Genomic DNA, 22,411 nt, shown 5'->3' with positions numbered 1-22,411 from the left:
GGGTTTTTCTTGCATTTCCAAAAACCATGTAGTATGTTTCAACTATCTATGAAAGGGCGGATGTACGATGGATTTATTCGATTATTCTTCTAAACAGAAAAACACGCTATCAGGTCCTCTAGCTAGCAGAATGCGCCCACGGACGATTGAGGAATTTATTGGTCAAGATCATATAATAGGTGAAGGAAAACTCTTGAGAAGAGCCATTCAAGCTGATCAGCTAACCCCGATGATTTTCTTTGGTCCACCTGGAACTGGGAAAACGACTCTTGCTCGCATTATCGCGAACACGACTGCTGCACACTTCGAGCAATTGAACGCCGTTACTTCTGGGGTTTCCGATATTAGAAGACTATCAACCGAGGCGAAAGAGCGCGTTAAGCTCGATGACAAACGAACGGTCCTGTTCATCGATGAAATTCACAGATTCAATAAATCACAACAAGACGCACTCCTTCCATATGTTGAGGATGGAACTGTCGTTCTAATTGGCGCGACGACTGAGAGTCCGATGTTTGAAATCAATCCAGCTTTGCTGTCTAGATCAAGACTTTTCCGTTTTGAACACTTAACGGATGAAACGATAAAACGTGTTCTTCTTCAGGCGATCAACGATGACGTCAGAGGATATGGCAAGTATTCGCTTCATATAGAAGATGAAGCACTCGAACATATCGTGGATGTAGCGAACGGGGATGCAAGAACTGCATTAAATGCATTAGAACTCGCCGTATTGACAACTTCGCCTAACGAAGATGGAAAACTTGTTATCACGCTTGCAATCGCGGAAGAATCGATTCAACAAAGAGTTCTTCAATATGACAAAGATAGTGATAACCACTACGACACGATTTCGGCATTTATTAAAAGTATACGAGGTTCAGATCCAGATGCTACTCTATACTGGCTAGCAAAAATGATTTATGCAGGTGAAGATCCCCGCTTCATTGCTCGCAGGCTCTATGTTCATGCAGCAGAAGATATCGGATTAGCAGATCCTAACGCACTTCTCGTTGCACATGCAGCCAGCTATTCCGTTGAGTTCTTAGGGATGCCAGAAGCCAGAATTCCGTTAGCTGAAGCTGCCCTTTACCTAGCAACCGCTCCAAAAAGCAATGCGGTCATCAAAGGTATCGACTCTGCTTTAGAAGCTGTAAAGAAAGAAAAGACAGGGACAGTTCCTGTGCATTTAAGAGATTCCCATTATAAAGGCGCGAAAGAACTCGGCCATGGAATCGACTACAAATATCCTCATGATTTCCCTGGCGGATATGTTCCACAACAGTATCTTCCGGATCACATGAGAAGAAAAACGTTCTATAAACCTACCGAGCGCGGCCACGAAAGAACCGTCCAGAAAAGGTTAGACTATTTTAATGAGCGTATCAAATCAGAGAGTAAGAAACCGTAACAGCAGTGCACCGCACTGCTGTTTTCTTTCTACCTTTTATCAATCTACCTTAAATTTACAAGTCTTCTGTATAAATTCTTTCATACTGGCAAAGCTATGATTACTTTCAAAAAATGCTATGAAGTTTACAGAATATAAAGGGGTTGAGCCAATATGAAAGTTAGACAAGATGCCTGGTCACATGAAGACGATTTAATGCTAGCTGAAACAGTACTACGTCATGTTCGTGAAGGAAGCACACAGTTAAACGCATTCGAAGAAGTAGGAGATCGCCTAAGTCGTACCTCAGCAGCAGTCGGCTTCAGATGGAACGCAATCGTTCGTCAACGCTATGAGCAAGCATTAAAGCTTGCGAAAAAGCAAAGGAAAGAAATGAAGCGCGCTGAGCGTAGACAGCCAGCTGAATACAAAGCTGATTATACTGTAAGAGAGAAAACAACTCAGGTTCCACAATACAGTGAAGTCATCCAACCTACTAAGGTTCCAAACGAAAGACCTAGTGCAACAGAAAAACCTACTGAGCTTACGATGCGTGACATTATTACTTACCTTACAAATATGGAGCATTCTCAGTATTCGACTAGCAGACTTCAATCTGAAATGCAAAAACTAGAATTAGAAAATAAGGATCTCGTAGAAGAAAACGCTCTTCTTCACCAAAAGGTAAAAAGGCTTGAGAATGAGCAGCAGGTAATGAAGGAAGATTATCAGTCTCTGATTCAAATTATGGATCGAGCAAGAAGAATGGTAGTTCTCAATGAATCCGAAGAGCTTGCAGCAGGTCCTGCATTCAAGATGGATAAAAACGGAAACCTTGAAAAACTTGCTAGATAAATGAATTAAAAAAGCAGCAGTTCATGATGAACTGCTGCTTTGTTTTTTGGCATAAAAAATGAAGAGCCCCAACTGTGCCGTCCTTTCCATAAATTTTGAACCTGCATTGGCAGGTGGGTGCCTTATTCTATTCTTTGTAAGTCCTCAGCTTACGAGGCATTTACTCGGAATAGAAAGAATCAGGCTCCCGTTGTAAAAGTGTTGGCTCAAATTATTATGGAAGTAAACGTACACTTCAGGACCCTTCGTTAACTTGTAATTGAATTATAGCAAACCTTATAACTGATTTCAATAAAGGACTACTAGGTAATTATTAGTGTTTCTTAATCCTTTTCAACCGTTACTGGTTTTTTCTTAAGTTCAAGGTTCAGTTCGTTTAGCTGTTCTTCACTAACTGGTGATGGCGCTTCAGTTAAGAGACAGCTCGCACTTGCCGTTTTAGGAAATGCAATGGTATCTCTAAGGTTGTTTCTTCCAGCTAGAAGCATCACGAGACGATCTAATCCAAATGCAATTCCACCGTGTGGAGGTGTACCGTATTCAAACGCTTCAAGTAAGAAACCAAATTCTTTCTTAGCTTCTTCTTTCGTAAAGCCAAGAGCACGGAACATCTTCTCTTGAATATCTCTTTGGTAAATACGCTGAGATCCACCACCAAGTTCATACCCATTCAATACAAGGTCATAAGCATCAGCACGAACGTTACCAGGCTCCTCTTCTAGAAGGTGCAGATCCTCTTGAAGTGGCATTGTGAACGGGTGATGCTCTGCAAAGTAACGATCTAATTCTTCGTCATAACTCATTAGAGGGAAATCCATGACCCAAAGGAAGTTGAATTTAGATTCATCGATCAATCCAAGCTCTCTTCCTAACTTTAATCGTAATGAACCAAGGGAGTCTGCAACGACAGTTTTACTGTCAGCTACAAATAGTAAGAGGTCTCCCTCTTCAGCTTCAAAAGCTTCAATCAGTTTACTAGACATATCTTCATCAAAGAATTTAGAAATAGGTCCTTTCAAACCTTCTTCTTCAACCTTCAACCATGCAAGTCCTTTGGCTTTGTATGTTTTTACATATTCAGTCAATGCATCGATGTCTTTACGTGAATAATTACTTGCAGCACCCTTAGCATTGATTCCTTTCACTGCACCACCGGAAGCTACTGCTCCAGAGAACACCTTAAATGACGAGTCTTTGACAAGTTCTGAAACATCCACGAATTCCATTCCAAAGCGCGTGTCCGGTTTATCTGAACCGTATCGGCGCATTGCTTCAGCATGAGTCATTCGAGGGAACGGAGTAGGAAGCTCTACACCCTTCGTTTCTTTAAGCACAAGAGCCATCATCTCTTCCATCATAGAAATCAAATCTTCTTTTGGTAGGAACGACGTCTCAATATCCACCTGTGTGAATTCCGGTTGACGGTCAGCACGAAGGTCTTCATCACGGAAGCAACGAACGATTTGATAATAACGTTCAAAACCTGAAACCATCAAAAGCTGTTTGAACAACTGTGGTGACTGTGGAAGGGCGTAGAATTCCCCGTCATGAACACGGCTCGGTACAAGATAATCACGTGCACCCTCAGGTGTGCTCTTCGTAAGCATCGGTGTCTCAATTTCTAAGAACTCATTGTGATCGAGAAAATCTCTGATTGCTTTTGTTGTACGATGACGAAGCTTAAACGTTTCTTGCATTACTGGACGTCTGAGATCAAGGTAACGATACTTTAATCGAATATCTTCTCCAACTTCAACGTCATCTGAAACAGCGATCGGTGGGTTCTTTGCAGCATTTAATATTTCTAGCTTTTCAGCATGAACCTCAACTGCACCAGTCGGAATATTCGGGTTTACTGTTTCCTTTGCACGCTCTACGACTGTACCTGTAATGGCAAGAACATATTCACTTCTCACCTTTTCAGCTAACTCAAGTGCTTCTTTCGAAACTTCAGGATTAAAAACAACCTGGACGATTCCGGAACGATCTCTGAAATCGATAAAGATTAACCCACCGAGGTCACGACGTTTTTGCACCCATCCTTTTATCTCAACTTTCTCGCCTACATGGCTCTCACGGACTTTGCCGCAATCATGGCTTCTTCCAATCATTCTCCCGTTTCCTCCTTCAATTTCTTTGTTAGGTAAGAAGTTATCTCAGATAAGCGCACTGCTTCCTGATCTCCCGTTTCCATTTCTTTAATGTTGATTTCATCTTTCTGAATCTCTTCATCACCAAGGATCGCCACATACTTTGCATTCGATCGGTTAGCTGCTTTGAACTGACCTTTCATTTTCCGGTTGAGGTAGTCGCGTTCAGCAGATAGTCCAGCACCTCGTAATTCATGAAGAAGACCATTTGAAATTGCCTGTGCTTCTTCTCCCATCGTGACAACATAGCAATCGATCGTTTTTTCGACAGGAAGTTCTACCCCTTCTGCTTCTAGTGCCATCAACAAGCGTTCGATACTCATCGCAAACCCAATTCCTGGCGTTGTAGGTCCTCCCACTTCTTCAACAAGGCCGTTATAACGTCCACCGCCGCTAAGTGTCGTGATCGCTCCAAAGCCTTCTGCCTCACTCATAATTTCAAATGCAGTGTGGTTATAGTAATCGAGCCCTCTTACAAGACGCTCATCAATAACGTAATCGATTTTCATATGATCTAATGCTTTCTTCACATTCTTGAAATACTGTTCTGATTCTTCGTTTAAGTAGTCAAGAATTGAAGGCGCAGTTGCCATTAGTTCATGATCACGGTCCTTTTTACAATCTAAAATTCGAAGAGGATTCTTTTCTAGACGATTTTGGCAATCGCTACAAAATTCACCGATGCGAGGTTCAAAGTGAGCCATCAAAGCATTACGGTGTGCCTCACGACTTTCTGTGTCACCAAGACTATTCAAGTTTAGCTTGAGGTTTTTCAATCCTAGCTCTTTATAAAAATCGATCGCTAATGCGATCACTTCAGCATCGATTGAAGGATCGTTACTCCCCATCGCCTCTATTCCGAACTGAACAAACTGTCTCATTCTTCCTGACTGAGGACGCTCATAGCGAAACATCGGTCCGATGTAATAAAGCTTGACTGGCTGTTCTGCTATCCCGAACATCTTATTGTTCACAAACGCTCGAACAGCTGATGCAGTACCTTCAGGACGAAGGGTAAGACTTCTTCCACCTCGATCTTCAAATGTGTACATTTCTTTTTGTACGATATCCGTTGAATCTCCTACACCACGCTGAAACAATTCAGTGTGCTCAAAGATCGGTGTACGTAACTCATGATAATTATATCTACGACAAATATCTCTTGCCTTTTCTTCTATATATTGCCAAAGCTCAGATGTACCAGGTAGTATGTCCTGTGTACCTCTTGGAATGTGAAAACCCATTTTTTCTCCTCCTTAAATCGTAACTAGCCCAAAATTTGGGACTAAAAAAAACCCCCATCCCTGAATATACATTCAGGGACGAGAGTTACCCGCGGTGCCACCCTAATAGAAGGAGTTAATTCCTTCCGCTTTAACAGTTAACGCCTGTAAACGTTGTTCCCTACTAAGCAATCTGTTCGGAAACAATCCCAGGAAGTGTCTTTCAAAAATGTGGAATCAAGAATGTTCTCAGCCTACGACATTCTTTCTCTGAAGATCCTATCATTTTTTACTTTTCTCCCTCATTGGAGCAACGTATCTAATTACTGAATTGTTTTCTATCATACGAGTCCATGATTTTTTTGTCAAGCCTATTTTTTAGTGTCATCAGTTAACCAGTACGCTCGACTGTATTTCCTTTCGGAGAATCATCTACTAGCGCTTCATTTTTTGTTTCATGATTTTAATACTTTTAAGAGATAGTCCGAATTCTTCTGCTAATTCCATATTTGACAAACATTGTTCTTTCTGTAGAAAATCATGTAAATCAACGCCAAATTCTGGTTGAGGATTCGTAACGTTCATCATTTCTTTATTCGTTGATCTCAACAGGTATCATCCTTTTTTTATGAAGTGTTATACTAGTTTCACCAAAAAATATGATATTTACAACTTCACGAAGGATTCTTTTTGACCGATAAAGAAATATCGCAATATGTGAAAATTGTAGAGGCAAGGAAAGGAGTTGCAAGTTGAAATATTTCGTTTATGTATTTTTGTTAGCACTGCTAGTATTCCAACTCCCTGCTCACGTATCAGCTGAAAAGAAAGCTGAAATAACAAAAACAATCAATGTTCGTTCTGGTCCATCGCTTTCTTCTCCCGTTCTTAAACAGGTACATAGCGGTGATGCGCTACCGATAACAGGGAGTTCAGGTGAATGGTTACAAGTAGAGTTAGATACTGGTGAAGGTTGGATTGCTGCATGGTTGATCGATACCGCTCAGCTTAATGAATCTATAGCGATGATTGAGTCTACTGTATCTGATCTACAAATAAGATCAGGTCCAGGTGAAGACCACAGTGTGATCGGTAGTACAAAACCGGGGGAAAAATGGCGTGTATCAGAAACAGAAGGTAATTGGACAGCCATTCACTTTGGTGACCGAATTGGGTGGGTGGCTACATGGCTAATCGAAGGCTCTTCTGATACAGAAGCATCTTCCACACCTTTAAAAAAAGAAGTAGCTGCTTCAATCTTAAATGTACGTAATCAACCAGGTTTAGAAAATAGCATTCTGACTCAGCTACCAGAGGGTACCGTCGTTTCTGAGCTGAAACGATCAGGAGACTGGAGCTTGATTCAATACAGCAACGGTGAGTCTGGTTGGGTCGATTCTACGTATTTAATCAACACGTCCAAAAGCATTGCATCTAGCTATCTTACGTTACTTTATCATTCTACAAACATTAGAAGTGGTCCCGGAATCGACTTTCCCGTTGTTTTACAAGGTTCTAAAGATGAGAGATACAAAATTGTAGGAAAAGAAAAGGAATGGTATGAAATCTCATTACAGGACGGGACCACTGCCTTTGTCGCCGATTGGATCGTCTCAACAGGGTCCTCCCTCGGTCTGCGTACGAACCATTCTCGTGGAAAAACTGTCGTATTAGATGCGGGCCACGGCGGCCATGATAGTGGAGCACTAGGACTTTTCACATATGAAAAATTAATAACGCTTCGAACGACTAAAACGATTGCTGAAAAGCTTAAAGATGCTGGCATTCGCGTTATCTTAACAAGAGATGGCGATCGTTACGTGCCGCTTTCTGAACGTACTGAGCTTTCTGAACGCTACCAGGCAGATGCATTCGTTAGCGTTCATTACGACAGCACTGTGGATCCTACAGCAAGTGGTGTTACGACGTATTACTATCATGAGCATCATCAGTCACTCGCTACAAGTATTCATGAGGAAATCGCTGATACAAACAGCCTTAGAGACAGAGGCGTGCGATTTGGAAATTACTATGTACTACGTAATAATTCGTCACCTTCTGTTCTACTAGAACTAGGCTTCTTGTCAAATCCATTTGAAGAACAGCAGATCAACAAAAACGATTATCAAGCAACGATGACCTCTAACGTTGCGAACGGTATCATCACTTATCTTAATAAAAACCGATAATACAAAAATAAGCAGCAGGGACTAGCCCTGCTGCTTTATTATTCCTTACTATCGATGATAAGAGTAACCGGTCCATCGTTCGTTAACTGAACGTCCATCATCGCTCCAAACACACCGGATTGTACCTCTACTCCCTTTTCAACGACAAGCTCATTAAACTTCTCGTATAGAACGTTTGCTTCATCAGGTTTTGCAGCCTTCATGAAGTTAGGTCTTCTTCCTTTTCTGCAATCCCCATAAAGCGTGAATTGAGAAATCGATAGAAGTGAACCACTAGTGTCTTTAAGAGAGAGGTTCATCTTGTCATTTTCATCTTCAAATATACGAAGGTTAACTATTTTGTCAGCCAAGTAAGCAGCGTCTTTTTCCGTATCTTCTTGCGTCACACCGAGCAGAACAACAAGTCCTGATTCGATTTCACCAACAACTTCTTCATTCACTGTAACCGACGCATACTTTGACCTTTGTACGACAGCTTTCATTATGAACTCCCTTTCTTACGCTATTGCATGATTCTTCTAACAGCATAAATATCCGGAATACGCTTCACACGTTCAACAACCTTTTGAAGGTGTGCGGTATTTCGAATCGATACCGTCATGCTGATCGTAGCCATCTTATTGTTATCAGAACGTCCTGAAACAGACGTCATATCTGTCTTTGTTTCTGCAACAGCTTGTAGAACTTCATTCAGCAACCCTCTTCGGTCATACCCACTGATCTCGATATCTACATTGTAACTTTTTGGTGAATGACTTTCCCATTCAACTTCTAAAAGTCGCTCCTTCGCGTTATCTTCGTTCACGTTGGGACAATCTTTTCTATGAATGGATACACCTCTCCCCTTCGTGATATATCCTACGATATCGTCTCCAGGGACGGGATTACAGCATCGAGATAGACGAATCAATAAGTTATCGATCCCTTTAACCCTTACGCCAGACTCCGCACGCTTTGGTGCTTGAGAAGGAGAGTGCGTTTTCCCTTCGATAATGGAACGCGCAAGTTCTTCTTCTTGCTCTTTCGTCTTTTCTTTTCTCGCTTTTTCCGTAAGTCTTGTAGCGATTTGAGCTGCAGTGATGCCACCATAGCCTACAGCTGCATACATATCTTCTTCACTTGTAAAATTAAATTTATTTGAGACATTGGCAATGTTTTCTGAAGTTAATACTTCTTTAAGTTCAAAACCGTGCCCCTTGATTTCCTTTTCTACAAGCTCTCGGCCTTTATCAACATTTTCTTCACGTTTTTCTTTCTTAAACCATTGCTTAATCTTGTTTTTAGCATGAGAACTCTGACTGATCTTCAACCAATCTTTACTAGGTCCGTACGAATGCTTAGACGTAAGAACTTCTACGATATCACCAGTCTTTAGTTTGTAATCGAGCGGAACCATCTTTCCATTCACTTTAGCACCGATACACTGGTTTCCTATCTCAGTGTGAATGCGATAAGCAAAATCAAGTGGGACGGAACCTGTTGGAAGCTCGATCACATCACCCTTTGGTGTGAATACGAACACCATATCACTAAAAAGATCGATCTTAAGAGACTCCATAAATTCTTCAGCATTCGAAACATCATTTTGCCATTCAAGAATTTGTCTGAACCAAGATAGCTTCTTCTCAAAAGAACTATTTACTGCACTATCGTTATCTTCTTTGTATGCCCAGTGTGCAGCGATACCGTACTCCGCCACCTTGTGCATATCTGATGTTCTGATCTGTACCTCAAGAGGATCACCTTTCGGACCGATAACCGTTGTGTGAAGAGACTGGTACATGTTCGCTTTAGGCATTGCGATATAATCTTTGAATCGACCAGGCATAGGTTTCCAACACGTGTGAATGATTCCAAGAACCGCATAACAGTCTTTAATACTATTTACGATGATTCGAACAGCTAGTAGATCATAGATCTCGTTGAATTGCTTGTGCTGTTTCGTCATTTTTCGGTAGATGCTGTAAATATGCTTTGGACGTCCAGAAATCTCAGCATCGATTGAAACTTCTTGAACACGATCTTGTATTTCCCCAACTACCTCATGAACGAAGCCTTCTCGTTCTTCTCGTTTCTTTTGCATGAGATTGACAATACGATAATACTGTTGAGGATTTAAATAACGTAAAGCCGTATCTTCAAGCTCCCATTTGATCGTCGAAATACCCAATCGATGGGCTAGAGGAGCAAAAATTTCAAGCGTCTCGTTTGCTTTTTGTAATTGCTTTTCTTTCGGCATATGCTTAAGCGTTCGCATATTATGCAGACGGTCAGCAAGCTTGATCAAAATACACCTGATATCTTGAGCCATCGCGATCATCATCTTACGGTGATTTTCAGCCTGCTGCTCTCGTTTTGATTTATATTTAATTTTCTTAAGTTTTGTTACTCCGTCAACGAGCATAGCAAGTTCTGGACTGAACTCGTTAGAAATTTCTTCAAGGGTTACATCTGTATCTTCAACCACATCATGAAGAAACCCGCCAGCTACTGTTACGGGGTCAACCTCAAGATTCACAAGAATGCCAGCCACCTCGACCGGGTGAATGATATAGGGTTCACCTGATTTACGGTATTGGCCTTCATGTGAGTCACGTGCGTATTCGTAAGCTCTTTGTACAAAGGACAAATCTTCCTCCGACAAATACTGCTTCGCTCTTTGCATTACCTCTTCTATGGTCATGAAATCACCTTAATTACTGTTGGTATATAGCTTCTATTATCGTTAAAAATAGCCTGCATGTAAAGTAATAAAGAAAAATATGTCGCTTTTCATTGATGGAAACAAGTGGACACACATGTTTTTAAAGAGAAAGAGTGCCCGAAAGATGTTTCGGACACTCTATGGTGATCAATAAGTCATTAGTGTAAAGATGTCATGGCGATCTAGGTTCTTACGTCCTTCTAGGTAAGAAAGTTCAATCATAAACGCAAGCCCAACAACAACTCCACCTAGCTTTTCAACAAGTTCAATCGTAGCGTTGATCGTACCGCCAGTAGCGAGTAGATCGTCAGTGATTAGAACTCTCTGACCAGGTTTGATCGCATCTTTATGAATCGTTAGTACGTCTTTTCCGTATTCTAGTCCATAGTCCACTTTAACAACTTCTCGAGGAAGCTTACCTTCTTTACGTACAGGAACAAATCCAATACCTAGAATATAAGCAACAGGACATCCGACGATGAACCCACGTGCTTCTGGTCCAACGATAACGTCTACGTTCTTATCCTTTGCAAAATCAGCGATGTCGTTAACAACGCCTCTGTACGCCTCACCATTTTGCATGAGTGGGGTAATATCTTTAAAGCGGATCCCTTCTTTAGGGTAATCTTCAACTACTGCAATATAGTCTTTGTAATTCATTTATTTAATGGCCTCCTCAGTGCTACTGAAACAATTTACTGATCGATCGAACCAACTTTTCAAAGCGTGATAAGATGAATAGCAAAAATCGTTTTCGAGCTTAGCTTGTTCAAGTTTGCTCTTATACGTTTTAGAAGAAGTAAGTTCGCTTTTTACAGATTGTGGATTTATTGAAATAAGTCCGTCTTCCATTCTAACAAAGTTCAACTCAAAAAACACCTGTGACATAAAGTTGACCGTTTCCTTTGACCACCCTTTATGCTTTGCAAGCTTTTCGGCATCTTTCAAATGGAAGCTTCCCCGTTTCATTAAAAATCCATAATACCATTTAAAATCATCTCGTGATGGAAGTGTTGAAAAGAAATGATCTTCCTCATGCTCAAATACAGCATACGTTCTCTCTGGAATACCACCTTTACGAAAAAGCTCGATAAGATCTTCTTCAACATAAGGTAGGTCTAGCAACATCACATAGTTATTCTCGAAGGATAACTCTTCTTCAAGAGGGTTCTGCACCACATAATCTTCCCATTGTTGAATTCCTAGTTTACTAACGGTGGACTCTCTAAAAGCAATCATCGTAAGTTTCTCAAGCGGGAGGTTTTCTAACCTTTTACTGAGATCTCGTATCCCTCGATAATCAAAAAGCTGCCATTCGTCTACAGCTAAATCATGAACGAAAATTTGAGGCTTCTTTAATCCGTTCCATTCATTTATAGAGAGCTGACCAATAACGGAAAGTGCTGCACGGGAAGCGATCTCTTCAAATACATAACCAAAGTTGAAACCAACCCCATCAAGTGTCGATTCTCCTTCTTTCAAGGAAACCTTCAAATGATTTTCTTGACTACCGATTCTTCTGATCTGAGCCAAATTCACGTCTTTTAGCATGACGACTGGTTTCGGATTACTTACTCCGAACGGAGCTAATAAATTCATCTCCTCAATCGTCTCAAGGGAAATATCATCGATCCCGCAATGCAGATCGATTTTCGTGAGTGGCGTTAAGTCAGCCTCTGTTAGGCTATCGTTTGCTTGTATGTTCAGTCTGCTTCTTAACTCGTTTAGATATTCTAAGTCGATGGTCATGCCTGCAGCCATCGGATGTCCGCCGAAATGTGGAAGAATATCTCGACATTCGGATAGATTCATGAACATATCGAATCCTTCGATACTTCGGGCAGAGCCTTTCGCTACTCCTTTTTCACGATCGATACTCATCACGATGGTAGGACGATAATATTTCTCGACTAGACGGGAAGCGACAATTCCGATAACGCCAGGGTTCCACCCTTCACGAGCAATGATCAGCACGCGATTGTCATCTAGTGGGTAATTCATCTCCACTTCTTCTATCGCTTCTTTTGTCATTGTATTCACAAGTTCTTGACGTGCTTTATTTAATGAATCGATCTCTTCAGCAAGCTGCTTAGCATATTCATAGTCTTCGGTCGTTAATAATTCAACCGCCGGTCCAGCATGCTCGAGTCTACCCACCGCATTTAATCTAGGACCGATTCCAAAGCCAAGGTGTTCTTCATTAAGCTCCTGACCCTTCAAACCGCATACTTCTAGTAAAGCTTTTATTCCCGCTTTATCAGAATGCTGAAGGGCACTGATTCCTTCGCTCGCTATCAATCGGTTCTCATCTTGTAGGGGAACCAAATCGGCAATCGTACCCATCGCCGCAATTTCGAGCAAGTGACCTGGTATTCGACCAAGAAGCGCCTGTGCTAACTTGAACGCAACACCAACACCAGCAAGGCCTTTAAACGGATAACTGCACTCAGGTTTCTTCGGATTGATAATCGCTAGGGCATCTGGAAGAACGGGGGGTGGTTCATGGTGATCTGTGATGAGCAGATCGATTCCGATTTCTTTAGCAACCTCAGCTTCATGTACACCTGAAATGCCTGTATCAACCGTTACGATTAAGTCATAACCCTCTTCTTTTGCTCTTCGGAATGCAGCTTCGTTAGGACCATATCCTTCTGTGAACCGATTCGGAATATAGTAGTCGAAGTCCGCTCCAAGTTCTTTGAAGGTATAGATAAGAACAGAAGTACTACTTACTCCATCAGCGTCATAGTCGCCGAAGATGAGGATCTTTTCTTGATTTGTAATGGCTTCTCTAATTCGTTGAACCGTTTCCTTCATTCCATCCATCAAAAAAGGATCATGGTATGATAAATTTTCTTTATATAAAAATTTCCGGGCTTTCTCAACACTTTGAATCCCTCTATTCACTAATAGAGAGGCAGCAAGTCGTGATATCCCTAACTCATTCTGGAGCTGATCGATGCTAGATTCATCCGATTCAGCTAGCTTCCAGCGTGTTTTAGACTTTAACATCGAATCACCTCTTAACCAGTCTATTATATATAGTTATCGTAAATTTGACCATAGGTTTAGGGAATGAATCTTTTATATCAACAAAAAACCTCTGCATATGCAGAGGTTCAAGTCTTTATAGAAATTTATGTCATGATTCAGTGCTCCCTATGCCGTAGTCGATGACAATCGCATGCTTTCCGCGGACGAACGTCCAAGTCCAAGCCCGAGGTGAAACCTACACCCCGGTCTCGGCCGTCCGTACGACCGCAGGAGTCCGCGATCGTCTCTCCTACTTGAGTAGAATAAGTCCAAAATGAACTTTCCGTCCATTTGCTTAACAAACGAATGTGGGAATTCTACCCAACCTTTTTACAACACGAAATAAAGCTAAAGGATGATGGACTCCGGGACTCTTGCCCAACATGCGACATGTACGGAACATCGTGCGAAGAGAAAGCTACCACTCTGTGAAAAACAAGCAGCCACATATCACCACTACTTCGTTAACAGATCCCTTGAGAGTTTTCAACATTCTGCAAAACCCCTGCATATTTAGGAGTCTTTACTATTTGCTCTCAGATTCAGTCTTAGAATGAGTGTCTACAGGCTCCACTTCTTCAGCAGGAGGCGTCTCCTCTGGCTGAGGTGTTTGTGTAGGTTGCTCTGAGTGAGCAAGATTTTCTTTACGAAGCCTTTTCACTTCTCTACTGAGTTTGTAGTACTTCACCATTCCAAACCCCAGTACAAGAATTGCTCCCATTAAAACGGAACCAAGAATGACAAGCACGAGCGGCCATTCAGACGTACCGAAAACATAATTTACTTGAACCGGATCAACGTTTACCACCGAAAATACAGCTATAATCAATGCGAAAATAAGAGCAACAACCAGTCCCCATTGTCCCTTCATCGTTTCAACCTCCCCATATTAAAAGTCTATTCTTTTCAATTAACTTTTTTCCTTTGGTTCATATGGATTTATATGAACCAGCACATCATGGACTTCTTCTTGTTCTAACAGATGATCTTTGACAGCTTTTCCTATATCATGACCTTCTTTTACAGTGATGTTAGGATCTACTCCGAGCTTGATATCAATAATGACATAGTGACCGTGCTCTCTAGCATAAAACTCATCAAGGTTAAGAACCCCCGGCATCTCTTTGATCGCTTTTATATAGTGAGTCGTATCTTCATCATGTAAGACGTGGTCGAGAGTCGTATGGATCGACTCAAAACCTAGCTTAACTGCCATTTTTCCAATCAGTATGGAGACGAATATACCCGCTACAGGATCCGCATAAACAAGCCAAGGCATATTGAAAAAACTGCCAAGAAGTGCCCCTGTTATCCCTATCAGAACGGCGATCGAAGAATAGACATCCGAACGGTGCTCGTATGCATTCACAATAAGCGCATCACTGTTTATCTTCTTGCCTAACCTGTATTTATAGCGAAAAAGGACTTCTTTTGTGACGATTGAAATGATTGCAGCATAAAGCGCTAGTTGACCTGGGGCTTCGATAGGTGCAAATAAAGCTCTCCCTGAGCTTATACCGATTTCAACTCCAACTAGGAGAAGCAATACTGCGACGATAATTGCGGCAATAGATTCAGCTTTACCGTGACCATAAGGATGATCTCGGTCAGGAGGAAGTTTTGCAGCCCTTAATCCGATTAAAACAGCGAACGAACCTGCAACATCAGAAGCAGAGTGGGCAGCATCGGCAATTAACGCTCGACTATTCGATATGTATCCGATCACTCCCTTTAGAACAGCTAGAATTATATTTGCCACTATTCCAATAAGAGCTGCTACCTCGGCTTTTTGAAAACGTTCTTCTTTATTCATACCTTCACCCCTATTATGCCTATTCACTATAGCCTTTCCATAGAATTCAATCCAAAACAAACGATTGTAAAAGCCATGGCTATGCCATGGCTTTTACTCTCTAAGCTTCATTTGTAGCCGTTGAGAACTTCTTCTTCTTCAATTGTTTCCCTTTCCAAACTGCCCAAAGTTGAGAGGCGATGAATAGAGAGGAATACGTTCCAGCAACAAGTCCGATCAGCAATGCGATCGCAAACGGACGGATCGCTTCTCCTCCAAAAATCGTTAGTGCTGCTGCTGCAAAGATGACGGTCAATACTGTATTGATCGAGCGAGCTAGTGTTTGAACGAGACTTTTGTTTACTACCCTAGCGACATCTTCAAACGTTTTTACTTTCTTCTCTAACTTCATATTCTCTCTAATCCGATCGAACGTGACGATCGTATCGTTGATCGAATAACCCACTATGGTTAGAACAGCTGCAATAAATGTAATGTTAACCTCGATCTGCAGCAAGCTGAAGATCGCGATAATAAAGAACGCATCGTGAAAAAGTGCTACGATCGCCGCAACACCTTGCAGCCATTCAAATCGGATCGCAACATAAATAATGATCCCTACAGAAGCAATCGCAACTGCGATGAATGCGTTCTTCGCTAGATCGACCGCCACATCAGGAGAAACGGTGCTTACGTTTGGTTCCGCACCGTACAATTCAGTAAAGTGATTTTTCAACTCACCGATTTCTTCCTTCTCTAGTTCATTTTTGAAAGCCGCAACAGCCATATCTCCTCCACCAGCAAGCGTTACGGACTCAGGATCAAACCCTAGACTATCCAACTCAGAGGTGACTTCTTCAGTAGTTAGCGTCTCGTTGGACATGATGTCGACACGAGAGCCACTGGAAAAATCAATACCAAGATTCAGACCAAAAATCGCAAGCACGAGACCTCCAAGTACAATGAGGGCAAGTGAAATCATAAAGAATTTATTACGGTGTTTCACAAAATCAAAATCAATATTTCTTATTTTAGAGCTCATCGATCTCACTCTCCTTCACGCCAAAAAGTCCGGGCTTCTTATTCAACGCCCTGCTCTTGACCCACAGTCCGAGTAGGATTCGTGAACCCCAAACAGCAGTCAAAAAGCTTACGATAATACTTGTGATCAACATAACAGCAAACCCTTTTACAGAGCTAGTACCGTACGCGAACAATACGCCAGCAGCGATCAATGTCGTGATATTCGCATCGAATATCGTAGTGAACGATCGTCTTCCACCAGCTTTAAATGCAGACATCATTGATTTACCTGCGCGAATTTCTTCTTTTATTCGTTCATACGTGATGATATTTGCATCAACGGCCATCCCCACTCCAAGAATTAATGCAGCGATTCCAGGAAGTGTTAAAACAGCTCCCATCCAGTTGAACACGACAAGGATTAGATAAATGTAGACACTCAGCGTGATCACCGCGATCATGCCTGGGAAACGGTAATAGAAAAGCATGAATAAGAAGATTAAACCGACTCCAATGAAACCAGCAATTACGGTTTTATCGAGTGACTGTTCTCCAAACTGTGCTCCTACTGAAGTTGAATAAATCTCATCAAGCTTTACAGGAAGCGATCCAGCATTCAATAGTTCCTTTAAATTCTCAGCTTCTTCAATTGTAAAAGGTGGTCCAGAAATAATCACTGTACTCTGAGACAGCACTTCATTTACGGAAGGATCGGAAATAAACTTTTGCTCATCAGAAGGCTTTTGCGCTTCTTCTTTGTATGAGTCACCTTCTTGGTAATCCAACCAGATGACTAATCTGTTATCCGGAAAAGGCTTCTGCATGATTTCTCGTGTAATCTCTGCGAATTGTTGTGGATCCTTTAAAGCCACCTGAACGACAGGCTGATTTTCTTGAAAGACTACTTTCGCAGCTCCTTCTTTAAGATCCGCTCCGCCCATTTTCTCCTCATCTTCTACAGTTCTGAACGTTAGCTCAGCCTGTGTAGAGAGAAGCTCACGCGCCTGGTTTTGATCTTTTACACCAGCTAACTGAACTCGTATGCGATCTTCACCTTCAATTGTGATTCGAGGCTCTGATACACCAAGAACGTTAATCCTTTTATAAAGTGCGCTTACAGTACTATTCAACAAGTCTTTATCAAGCTCTTGTCCATCGTCAGCAGGCTCTACCTTATATAGAACTTCAAAGCCCCCTTGAAGATCAAGACCAAGCTTAATGTCTTTAGTCACTCCTAGGACCGTCGTTCCAATCAGTCCTCCTAGCAGAAGGACAATTAAAAAGAACATAACTATCCGGCCTTTTTTTACCATGGAATAAAAACTCCTCTCTAAGCCACCAGCAATAACGTATGTAGGTTAAAATGCCATAATACTACATATTATACCGAAATATAGATTTTTCTGTCAATTTTCGATTAATTATGCGCTTCTTCTTCACCAATCCAGCCTGTCCCTTTGTAGGCGTGAATAGTCAACCAGTTCATATACTCGTTGGGAGACAGCCTCATTATGTCATTGACTAATTGGTGAACCTTAATTTCTTCATTGTCATTGTTACGTTCTAATCGTGCAAGGAGACAACTCCAGATCTCATCAATCGTGGCCCTATCATAGCCTAATAGGTGAAACTCGTCTCTCTTACTTTCAAGTGCAGGATATACTTCGTTCTTCCACTCTTCCATCCTTCAGTCTCCTCTCCTATTAAAAAATTGAATAAATCGCTGCACCTACACCGAGGCCAGCAATGATTACACCAGTTAAGATTGAAATAAAAGCATATTTAAACCGTATCGCAAATAAAGAAGCCGCCACACAAGCACTATAAGCACCTGTAGTAGGCAAAGGTACGGCAGTAAATAAAATAAGTCCTATCGCTCCATATTTCTCAACATTTTTACTCTTATTTAACGTACGTTGATATAACCACTCATAAAATCGCTTGTACCATCCAAACCTCATCAACCAATTACTGAGCGGCTTGAATAAAAGTAGTAGCGGAATGATTGGCAATGCATTCCCGAATAAGCTGAGAAAAAACGCTTCCCAGAACGGGATATCAAATGTATACGCCAGTGGTATTCCGCCTCTAAGTTCAAGGATTGGAAGGGCTGAAACCACTACCACGATCGCTTCTTGAGGAAGGAAATCGAGGTTCTCTACTACAAATTGTTTAATTTCGTCTTTCATTAAAACACTCCCATATGCCTGTCATGCTTTGTCCCCTACTAAGCATATACATAGTGATAAAAAATATCTAGGCTTTTCTATAATTTCGCAAGGATACTAAGCATGGAAAGTAGGTTTACTTATGTCGAAGCAAACCTTTTTACGAGGCACACTTTTACTCATATTCGCCGGGTTGATCACCAAGATTCTCGGGTTCATCAATCGTATTGTTATGTATAGAGTCATGGGGGATGAAGGAGTAGGATTATACATGATGGCGGTTCCTACCCTCATCCTCACGATTACTCTAACAAGACTTGGACTCCCTGTAGCCATTTCGAAAATGGTAGCAGAAGCAGATGCGGAAGGTGACAGGCAAAAGATCAAGCGCATCTTAATCGTATCTTTATCTGTAACTGCCGTATTAAGTATCGTGTTCACCACGATTATGGTACTAGCCGCACCTGTTCTATCAAAGGTATTCTTCACAGATGAACGTACATTCTATCCACTGATTGCGATCGCACCAGTCGTTTCGATCGTTGCGATGTCATCTGTGCTTCGTGGCTATTTCCAGGGCTTACAAAACATGCGTCCTTCAGCATACTCGCAAGTGATCGAACAAATCGTTCGAATCTGTTTAGTCGCCATACTTACCGGGGCATTCTTGCCTTATGGTGTTGAGTTTGCTGCTGCAGGTGCGATGATCTCAGTCGTTTTAGGGGAACTAGCGTCACTTCTCTATATGTTCTCCATGTTTAAGATGAAGAAGAGGATCAAAATAAGAAATAATTTCTTTTCCTACTTGAAAGGTGGAAGAAAAACATTCAAGGACCTCATGGCCATTTCTCTTCCGACAACAGGCAGTCAGCTCATAGGATCTCTCTCATATTTCTTTGAACCGATCATCGTAGTGCGCAGTCTTGCAATAGCCGGTTTAGCAACAACAATCGCTACAAAACAATACGGAAACTTAGCAGGGCTCGCCATTCCACTCCTCTTTCTTCCGACTTTTATAACGTTCTCTCTACAAGTCTCCCTAGTCCCTGCCATCAGTGAAGCCTACGCTCAGAAACAATATAAGCAAATTCAGCACCGCTTAAGTCAGGCGATACGGCTCTCGATGGTCGCAGGAGGGCTATCAGTCGTTATTATGTATATCTTTGCGAAACCACTACTTGAAATAATGTACGATGCCCCACACGTTGCGATCTATGTACAAGTGATGGCGCCATTCTTCTTCTTTTTCTATTTTCAAGGACCACTCGCTGCCGCATTACAAGCACTTGATTTAGCCAAGGCTGCTATGATTAACAGTTTTATCGGTGCTGCGGTGAAATTAGCTGCTATCTTCTTCTTAGCAAGCAGACCGGAACTAGGAATAATGGGTGCTGCACTTGGGATTGTAATCGGAATTTTACTCGTAACGCTTCTTCATTTTGCAACACTTGTAAAAGCAATCGGGTTTTCAATTGTTGTCAGTGATGTTTTGAAAGGCGTCGCGAGCATCATTCTTGCAAGTTATGCAGGTCACCTCTTCTACAAAGTGTTGATCGATGCCCCTTCAGATATACCTGGATCGATCTTTGCGATCATTTCTACAACGATTGTTTACGCCCTGTTATTATTACTACTAGGTCTTATCAACAGAAATGACCTTAGACGTCTGCCAGTCATAGGAAAATACGTTCATTAACACCCCTGCCACTTACAAATGATATCAAACCTCCAAATAAAAAAGTAACCTCTGTGGTTACTTTTTCTCGTTTTTCATATCGATAAAAAAATTTCCGTTCTTATGAAGAGAACAAAACGAAATTTCTTTTAGATTCCTCTGACCTACTTTCCTCAACTCCTGACGAAGCCATAATTCCGTCTTCCCTAAACGCTCTAGATGCTCGCCCTGAATCTTTCCATCAAGTATTAAAGGGAGTGGCAGAAGCGAACTGAATGAGTCCTCATCACCAGTGTCCTGTTGGTCTTTTTTGATAACTGAGAGTTTTCCAGTCGGTTCTAAAATGGCAAATTCAACATCTGATACGGAACTAATATTATTTTCTCTAAGCTGGACGAGGAGATCGTCAAAATTATAGCGCTGCTTCTTCATTTCATGCTCATCGATCTTCCCCTTTTCGATTAGGACCGTAGGCTTTCCATCTACAATCTCTCGTATCTTTTCACTCTTCAAAGAAACAAGTGCCATAATCAATTGAATAATAACTAACACACTGATTGGAATGAAAGTACTGATCATAGGCGTACTCGGATCCTCTATCGACATCACAGCAAGCTCAGCGATCATGATGGAGATCACAAAATCTAGAACACTCAGTTGGCCGATTTCTCGCTTACCCATTATCCTAAAAACGAGTATGATAACAAAATACAAAACCAGTGTTCTAAGGATCATCGTTGAATACTCCATCATAGATCGCCTCCTTTCACTTTCTTATACTTAGTGTGACCAGTGGATCCACACGACATAAAGGAAGGTAATGGAAACAAAAAAAACTCCCCTTTAGTAAAAGGGAAGTAAGTATCTGAAATAAATGTAAACAGTTGAAATGAGTAGTGACACAACCACAACTGGAAGGCCTATCAATAAAAAGTGTACAAACTTGATCTCATGGTTTTCTTTCATTGCAAGTCCCGCAACCACAACATTCGCTGAAGCACCAATCAACGTACCATTCCCGCCAAGACAAGAACCAAGTGCAAGCGACCACCAGAGCGGATCTAGATTCGTCATCCCATATCCAGAGAACTCTGTTATGACGGGAATCATCGCTGCTACAAATGGGATATTATCGAGAAATGCAGATAAGATTCCCGATCCCCATAAAATGATGATCGATGTCTTAGGCATGTCACCTTCTGTATAAAGCAAGATGGCTCTCGCAATTTCATCAATGATACCTACTTCTTCTAACCCACCGATGAGAATGAACAACCCAATAAAAAAAAACAGAGTGACCCATTCGATCGATGAAAATACTTCTTCTACCTTATGGTCATTTTGAGTAATGAGAAGGAGTAGTACTGCTCCAGCCATTGCAATGTTCGTAAGGTCTGTGTGAAGGATCGGATGAAGCAAAAATCCCACAATGGTCATGATTAGTACGACACAAGATTTTACAAGCAGTGGTCCTTTTTTCAAGTAATCCTCAGGGTTCACCTTCATTAATGCTTTACGGTGAGCCTCATCAACGACAAGCCGCTTTCTGTAGAAAAGCAAAAGACCAGAAATAATGACTACGTAGATGACTCCTACGATAGGAGCGAGGTTAAAGAGAAAATCATTGAAATCTAGATGTTTTACAGCCTGACCGATCATGATGTTCGGCGGATCACCGATCAATGTAGCAGTTCCTCCTATGTTTGAGGAAAGTATGACTGTGATCAAAAATGGCATAGAGGTTACTTTCAATATTCGTGTAAGCGTTAAAATAATTGGAACGAGCAGAAGAACTGTTGTTACGTTATCGAGAAGCGCTGAACCAACTGCAGTTAAAATCCCTACAACTGCTAATAGGGGAAGAGGATGACCCTTTACCTTTTGAGCCATTTGAATCGCAATGTATTCGAAAATTCCATTTTGGCTTGTGATCGAAACGAGAATCATCATCGAGAATAAAAGCGCGATCGTGTTCCAATCTATATGCTTCATAAATGCTTCATCAGCCGTTGATATCCCTGCTAGGAGCATCAACAATCCGCCTCCGCAGGCAACCAGGGCTCTGTTTATTTTCTCAGTGATGATCCCTATATAAGCAAGAACAAAAATAATCAGTGCTACACTCATATCCAATCCCTGCTGCCCCTTTCCTAGCTACTTTCTATAATCGTATGACGGGCTGTCCTAAATCATGATTGACTTCTAAATG

General features: G+C 41.5%; 17 protein-coding genes, 1 other RNA gene, 1 pseudogene and 1 other annotated feature. Of the genes and pseudogenes, 4 read left to right on the top strand and 15 right to left on the bottom strand.

The features are described 5' to 3' along the window. The first annotated feature begins 67 nt into the window (after positions 1-67). Together ACXADT_RS10090 and ACXADT_RS10085 are read left to right on the top strand one after the other, a co-directional pair. Positions 68-1,411 (top strand): AAA family ATPase, encoded by a 1,344-nt coding sequence (locus ACXADT_RS10090; RefSeq protein ID WP_270179404.1) that lies wholly within the window; start codon positions 68-70, stop codon positions 1,409-1,411. 153 nt (positions 1,412-1,564) lie between these two features. Next, on the top strand, positions 1,565-2,245 hold the full coding sequence (locus ACXADT_RS10085; RefSeq protein WP_474834502.1) for an RsfA family transcriptional regulator: 681 nt from the start codon (positions 1,565-1,567) through the stop codon (positions 2,243-2,245). A 61-nt stretch (positions 2,246-2,306) separates the two neighbouring features. Here the strand turns inward: ACXADT_RS10085 and ssrS are convergent. From ssrS to ACXADT_RS10065, 4 genes are all read right to left on the bottom strand, one after another. Next, a non-coding RNA gene (gene ssrS, locus ACXADT_RS10080) (6S RNA) lies at positions 2,307-2,490 on the bottom strand. Positions 2,491-2,568: 78 nt separating this feature from the next. Beyond that, positions 2,569-4,356, bottom strand: a complete 1,788-nt coding sequence (gene aspS, locus ACXADT_RS10075; protein ID WP_270179406.1) for an aspartate--tRNA ligase — start codon at positions 4,354-4,356, stop codon at positions 2,569-2,571. Further along, the gene (gene hisS / locus ACXADT_RS10070) at positions 4,353-5,639 is read right to left on the bottom strand and encodes a histidine--tRNA ligase (RefSeq protein WP_474834500.1); all 1,287 of its coding nucleotides are present in this window, start codon (positions 5,637-5,639) and stop codon (positions 4,353-4,355) included. The genes aspS and hisS overlap by 4 nt, the downstream gene beginning before the upstream one ends. Positions 5,640-5,710: 71 nt before the next feature. Next, positions 5,711-5,933 (bottom strand) — a binding site (T-box leader). Positions 5,934-6,053: 120 nt separating this feature from the next. Beyond that, positions 6,054-6,227: an RNA polymerase subunit sigma-70 gene (locus ACXADT_RS10065; protein ID WP_474834498.1), complete on the bottom strand. Its 174-nt coding sequence runs from the start codon at positions 6,225-6,227 to the stop codon at positions 6,054-6,056. A gap of 143 nt (positions 6,228-6,370) precedes the next feature. Here ACXADT_RS10065 and ACXADT_RS10060 point away from each other — a divergent pair, with 143 nt between their 5' ends. Next, a complete protein-coding gene (locus ACXADT_RS10060) occupies positions 6,371-7,807 on the top strand; it encodes an N-acetylmuramoyl-L-alanine amidase (RefSeq protein ID WP_474834496.1) in 1,437 nt (478 codons plus the stop codon). Positions 7,808-7,845: 38 nt separating this feature from the next. Here the strand turns inward: ACXADT_RS10060 and dtd are convergent, their stop codons facing one another. The 9 genes and pseudogenes from dtd to ACXADT_RS10015 form a co-directional block, all read right to left on the bottom strand. Then, positions 7,846-8,289, bottom strand: a complete 444-nt coding sequence (gene dtd, locus ACXADT_RS10055; RefSeq protein ID WP_270179410.1) for a D-aminoacyl-tRNA deacylase — start codon at positions 8,287-8,289, stop codon at positions 7,846-7,848. Positions 8,290-8,309: 20 nt separating this feature from the next. Next, positions 8,310-10,490, bottom strand: a complete 2,181-nt coding sequence (locus ACXADT_RS10050; protein WP_270179411.1) for a RelA/SpoT family protein — start codon at positions 10,488-10,490, stop codon at positions 8,310-8,312. A gap of 168 nt (positions 10,491-10,658) precedes the next feature. Continuing rightward, the gene (locus ACXADT_RS10045; RefSeq protein ID WP_270179412.1) at positions 10,659-11,171 is read right to left on the bottom strand and encodes an adenine phosphoribosyltransferase; all 513 of its coding nucleotides are present in this window, start codon (positions 11,169-11,171) and stop codon (positions 10,659-10,661) included. After that, on the bottom strand, positions 11,172-13,523 hold the full coding sequence (gene recJ / locus ACXADT_RS10040) for a single-stranded-DNA-specific exonuclease RecJ (protein WP_474834493.1): 2,352 nt from the start codon (positions 13,521-13,523) through the stop codon (positions 11,172-11,174). It lies immediately after the preceding gene. A gap of 547 nt (positions 13,524-14,070) precedes the next feature. Beyond that, complete coding sequence (locus tag ACXADT_RS10035) at positions 14,071-14,415, bottom strand: LapA family protein (protein WP_474834491.1); 345 nt, start codon at positions 14,413-14,415, stop codon at positions 14,071-14,073. Positions 14,416-14,454: 39 nt separating this feature from the next. Then, positions 14,455-15,357 (bottom strand): cation diffusion facilitator family transporter, encoded by a 903-nt coding sequence (locus tag ACXADT_RS10030; protein WP_270179415.1) that lies wholly within the window; start codon positions 15,355-15,357, stop codon positions 14,455-14,457. 100 nt (positions 15,358-15,457) lie between these two features. Further along, positions 15,458-17,672: pseudogene (gene secDF, locus ACXADT_RS10025) on the bottom strand (protein translocase subunit SecDF). Between the two features lie 104 nt (positions 17,673-17,776). Next, positions 17,777-18,043, bottom strand: coding sequence for a post-transcriptional regulator (locus tag ACXADT_RS10020; RefSeq protein WP_270179418.1), 267 nt, complete (start codon positions 18,041-18,043; stop codon positions 17,777-17,779). A gap of 19 nt (positions 18,044-18,062) precedes the next feature. Beyond that, positions 18,063-18,548: a COG2426 family protein gene (locus ACXADT_RS10015; RefSeq protein WP_270179419.1), complete on the bottom strand. Its 486-nt coding sequence runs from the start codon at positions 18,546-18,548 to the stop codon at positions 18,063-18,065. Positions 18,549-18,669: 121 nt separating this feature from the next. On the opposite strand from ACXADT_RS10015, the gene spoVB reads away from it, so the two are divergent. Further along, the gene (gene spoVB, locus ACXADT_RS10010) at positions 18,670-20,223 is read left to right on the top strand and encodes a stage V sporulation protein B (protein ID WP_474834489.1); all 1,554 of its coding nucleotides are present in this window, start codon (positions 18,670-18,672) and stop codon (positions 20,221-20,223) included. Between the two features lie 57 nt (positions 20,224-20,280). Here the strand turns inward: spoVB and ACXADT_RS10005 are convergent, their stop codons facing one another. After that, entirely contained in the window at positions 20,281-20,952 is a 672-nt protein-coding gene (locus ACXADT_RS10005) for a DUF421 domain-containing protein (RefSeq protein ID WP_270180599.1), read from the bottom strand. Positions 20,953-21,045: 93 nt separating this feature from the next. Next, a complete protein-coding gene (locus ACXADT_RS10000) occupies positions 21,046-22,329 on the bottom strand; it encodes an ArsB/NhaD family transporter (protein WP_474834487.1) in 1,284 nt (427 codons plus the stop codon). Positions 22,330-22,411 lie beyond the last annotated feature (82 nt).

It is taken from the genome of Anaerobacillus sp. ABR4_321 (assembly GCF_056158505.1).
The sequence above is the reverse complement of the archived record's forward strand: the minus strand, read 5'-3'. Positions and strand labels throughout refer to the sequence as shown.

What these genes read in the sequence shown, in the direction of transcription:
- ACXADT_RS10090 (WP_270179404.1), top strand. Translation starts at nt 68, where the DNA reads ATGGATTTATTCGATTATTCTTCTAAACAGAAAAACACGCTATCAGGT.
- ACXADT_RS10085 (WP_474834502.1), top strand. Translation starts at nt 1,565, where the DNA reads ATGAAAGTTAGACAAGATGCCTGGTCACATGAAGACGATTTAATGCTA.
- aspS (WP_270179406.1), bottom strand. Translation starts at nt 4,356, where the DNA reads ATGATTGGAAGAAGCCATGATTGCGGCAAAGTCCGTGAGAGCCATGTA.
- hisS (WP_474834500.1), bottom strand. Translation starts at nt 5,639, where the DNA reads ATGGGTTTTCACATTCCAAGAGGTACACAGGACATACTACCTGGTACA.
- dtd (WP_270179410.1), bottom strand. Translation starts at nt 8,289, where the DNA reads ATGAAAGCTGTCGTACAAAGGTCAAAGTATGCGTCGGTTACAGTGAAT.
- ACXADT_RS10050 (WP_270179411.1), bottom strand. Translation starts at nt 10,490, where the DNA reads ATGACCATAGAAGAGGTAATGCAAAGAGCGAAGCAGTATTTGTCGGAG.
- ACXADT_RS10045 (WP_270179412.1), bottom strand. Translation starts at nt 11,171, where the DNA reads ATGAATTACAAAGACTATATTGCAGTAGTTGAAGATTACCCTAAAGAA.
- recJ (WP_474834493.1), bottom strand. Translation starts at nt 13,523, where the DNA reads ATGTTAAAGTCTAAAACACGCTGGAAGCTAGCTGAATCGGATGAATCT.
- ACXADT_RS10035 (WP_474834491.1), bottom strand. Translation starts at nt 14,415, where the DNA reads ATGAAGGGACAATGGGGACTGGTTGTTGCTCTTATTTTCGCATTGATT.
- ACXADT_RS10030 (WP_270179415.1), bottom strand. Translation starts at nt 15,357, where the DNA reads ATGAATAAAGAAGAACGTTTTCAAAAAGCCGAGGTAGCAGCTCTTATT.
- ACXADT_RS10020 (WP_270179418.1), bottom strand. Translation starts at nt 18,043, where the DNA reads ATGGAAGAGTGGAAGAACGAAGTATATCCTGCACTTGAAAGTAAGAGA.
- ACXADT_RS10015 (WP_270179419.1), bottom strand. Translation starts at nt 18,548, where the DNA reads ATGAAAGACGAAATTAAACAATTTGTAGTAGAGAACCTCGATTTCCTT.
- spoVB (WP_474834489.1), top strand. Translation starts at nt 18,670, where the DNA reads ATGTCGAAGCAAACCTTTTTACGAGGCACACTTTTACTCATATTCGCC.
- ACXADT_RS10005 (WP_270180599.1), bottom strand. Translation starts at nt 20,952, where the DNA reads ATGGAGTATTCAACGATGATCCTTAGAACACTGGTTTTGTATTTTGTT.
- ACXADT_RS10000 (WP_474834487.1), bottom strand. Translation starts at nt 22,329, where the DNA reads ATGAGTGTAGCACTGATTATTTTTGTTCTTGCTTATATAGGGATCATC.